This is a genomic window from Sulfuricaulis sp. (assembly GCF_041499725.1).
Taxonomy (GTDB): Bacteria; Pseudomonadota; Gammaproteobacteria; order Acidiferrobacterales; family Sulfurifustaceae; genus Sulfuricaulis.
The window spans coordinates 1-2,870 of record NZ_JBGQKW010000150.1 but is presented as its reverse complement, the minus strand read 5'-3'; the positions used below and the strand labels follow the sequence as shown (position 1 = coordinate 2,870).

General features: G+C 63.9%; 3 protein-coding genes. All 3 read right to left on the bottom strand.

Annotated elements, in window-relative coordinates; translation table 11 throughout:
• On the bottom strand, positions 1–477 hold a 477-nt coding region (locus ACC569_RS14430), incomplete at its 3' end, for a F0F1 ATP synthase subunit gamma (RefSeq protein ID WP_372524221.1).
• Positions 478–545: 68 nt separating this feature from the next.
• Positions 546–2,087: a F0F1 ATP synthase subunit alpha gene (gene atpA, locus ACC569_RS14425; protein WP_372524220.1), complete on the bottom strand. Its 1,542-nt coding sequence runs from the start codon at positions 2,085–2,087 to the stop codon at positions 546–548.
• A gap of 210 nt (positions 2,088–2,297) precedes the next feature.
• Entirely contained in the window at positions 2,298–2,834 is a 537-nt protein-coding gene (locus ACC569_RS14420; RefSeq protein WP_372524219.1) for a F0F1 ATP synthase subunit delta, read from the bottom strand.
• Positions 2,835–2,870: the final 36 nt, after the last annotated feature.

Sequence of the window (2,870 nt, the reverse complement as noted above, 5' to 3'; positions counted from 1 at the left end):
GGCGTCGAGCATGACCTTGACCGTGCCGATCAGGTCCTCGATGCGCGGGCTGTCGCCCAGATGCGCCACGTGCGACAGGATGTTCGCGCCGATGCGCTTGCTGAACATGAAGCCCTTGCTGCCGATGGTGCACAGGTCGATATCAACTTTCTTGTCGTGCCAGGCCTTCATCTCGACCAGCGCCGCGCGCAGCAAATTCGTGTTCAGACCGCCGCACAGACCGCGATCGGAAGTCACCAAAATCATGCCAGCGCGCTTCGTCGCGCGCTCGATCACGAACGGATGTTTGTATTCAGAATGCGCGTAGTGCAGGTGACTCACGACGTTTCGGATCTTGTACGCGTACGGACGCGCCGCCTGCATGCGCTCCTGGGCCTTGCGCATCTTGCTGGCCGCGACCATCTCCATGGCACGCGTGATCTTCTGCGTGTTCTGGATGCTCTTGATCTGCTTGCGTATCTCTTTGCCGATGGCCATATATATAAAGTTTTCTTCCTACTCCCCCTCTCCCGCTTGCGGGAGAGGGCAAGGGGTGAGGGCGTCACTTACCAAACGTTATGCGCCTTGAAGTCTTCGAGCGCCTGGCGCAAGGCCTTGGCCACGTTGTCGGAGTACTCCGGCGTTGCGTTGATCTTGTCCATCAACGCCGCCTGGCTCGATTTCATGTACGACTGCAAGGCGTCCTCGAAAGCGCGAATCTTGTTGATCGGCACCTCGTCCAGGAAACCTTCATTCACCGCGAACAGCGACACCGCCATTTGCGCCACGCTCATCGGCGAGTACTGTGGCTGTTTCATGATCTCCATGATGCGCGCGCCGCGATCGAGCTGCTTGCGGGTGGTGGCGTCCAGGTCCGAGGCGAACTGCGCGAACGCCGCCAGCTCGCGGTACTGGGCCAGTGCCAGACGCACGCTGCCGCCGAGTTTCTTGACGACCTTGGTTTGGGCGGCGCCGCCGACGCGCGACACCGACAGGCCGGCGTTGATCGCCGGGCGCATGCCGGAATTGAACAGGTCGGTCTCAAGGAAGATCTGGCCGTCGGTAATCGAGATCACATTGGTCGGCACAAACGCCGACACGTCGCCGGCCTGGGTTTCGATCACCGGCAGCGCGGTGAGCGAGCCGGTCTTGCCCTTCACCTTGCCGCCGCTCACCTTCTCGACATAATCGGAATTGACACGCGCGGCGCGCTCCAGCAGGCGCGAATGCAGATAGAACACATCGCCCGGATACGCCTCGCGCCCCGGCGGGCGCCGCAGCAGCAGCGAGATCTGGCGGTACGCCCAGGCCTGCTTGGTGAGGTCGTCGTACACAATCAGCGCGTCCTGGCCGCTGTCGCGGAAGTACTCGCCCATGGCGCAGCCGGAGTAGGGCGCGATGTACAGCATGGCCGCCGACTCGGCGGCGCTCGCCGCCACCACGATGGTGTGGCCCATGGCGCCGTACTCTTCGAGCTTGCGCACCGTGGCCGCCACCGACGAGGCCTTCTGGCCGATGGCGACGTAGATGCAAATCACGCCCGTGCCTTTTTGATTGATGATGGTATCGATGGCGAGCGCGGTCTTGCCGGTCTGACGGTCGCCGATGATGAGCTCGCGCTGGCCGCGGCCGATCGGCACCATCGCGTCGATGGACTTGAGACCCGTCTGCACCGGCTGGCTCACCGACTGGCGCGCGATCACACCCGGCGCGATCTTCTCGATCGGGCTCGACAGCCGGGTGGCGATCGGACCGCGGCCGTCGATCGGCTGGCCGAGCGCGTCCACCACGCGCCCGATCAGCTCCGGGCCGACCGGCACTTCCAGAATGCGGCCCGTGCATTTCACGGCGTCGCCCTCGGTGATGTGCTTGTACTCGCCCAGGATCACGGCGCCGACCGAGTCGCGTTCGAGGTTGAGCGCGAGCCCGAAGGTGTTGCCCGGGAACTCGAGCATTTCGCCCTGCATGGCATCGGCCAAGCCGTGCACGCGGCAGATGCCGTCGGTGAGACCGACCACCGTGCCTTCGTTGCGGGCCTCGGCTTGCGGCGCGAACTTCTCGATGCGCGCGCGGATCAGTTCGCTGATTTCGGATGGATTGAGTTGCATTGTCGTTCCTCTGTTTATTGCGGCGGCATGAAACAACCTGAACGTGCCGGACCGGCTAAAAGGTCCGGGGTCCGCGAACGAGGCCACCGTGCCGCCGCAATAAACAAAATCGTAAGAATTTCGTTATTGACCCGGCACGCTCGTCCTATCACGCAGATTCTATCAGTCACAGGCGTTTCCCCTTCGTTCAAATGTGATCGTGCCGGGTCACTAACGGGCCAGCGCCAGGCCCAGCCGTTCGAGCTTGCTGCGCACCGAACCGTCGATCACGAGATCCCCGGCACGGATCACGGCGCCGCCAATGAGCCGGGGATCGGTTTCACACTGGAGTGTCACTTCGCGGTTGAGCCGCTTCTTCAGGGCCCGGGCCAGCGCCGCGCGTTCCTCATCGCCGAGCGGGCTGGCCGAGATCACGGTCGCCTCGATGGTGCGCTCGGCATCGGCGCGCAATTGCGCGAATACCTGCGCGATCACGGGCAGCAACCCGAGACGGCGGTTCTCCGCCAGCAGCCGGATGAAATTCGCGCCGCTGTCGCCGAGTTCCTGGCCCACGAGCTCGATGAAAATCTGCGCGATCTGTTGCTTCGGCAGTTTCGGGCTGCCGAGCAGCGTCTGCACCACAGGCTCGCCGACGCCCGCGGCCGCGGCCGCCAGCATCCGCGACCAGGCGGCCAGCTGCTGCTTCGCCTGCGCGGTTTCGAAAGCCGCCTTGGCGTAGGGACGGGCGATGGTAAGTGCCTCGGCCATGGTCTTATATCTGGCCCACCAGCTCGTTCAGGAGCT

Bases quoted from the DNA above. Each gene is read 5' to 3' on its own strand.
- ACC569_RS14420 (WP_372524219.1), bottom strand. From the start codon at position 2,834: ATGGCCGAGGCACTTACCATCGCCCGTCCCTACGCCAAGGCGGCTTTC.
- atpA (WP_372524220.1), bottom strand. From the start codon at position 2,087: ATGCAACTCAATCCATCCGAAATCAGCGAACTGATCCGCGCGCGCATC.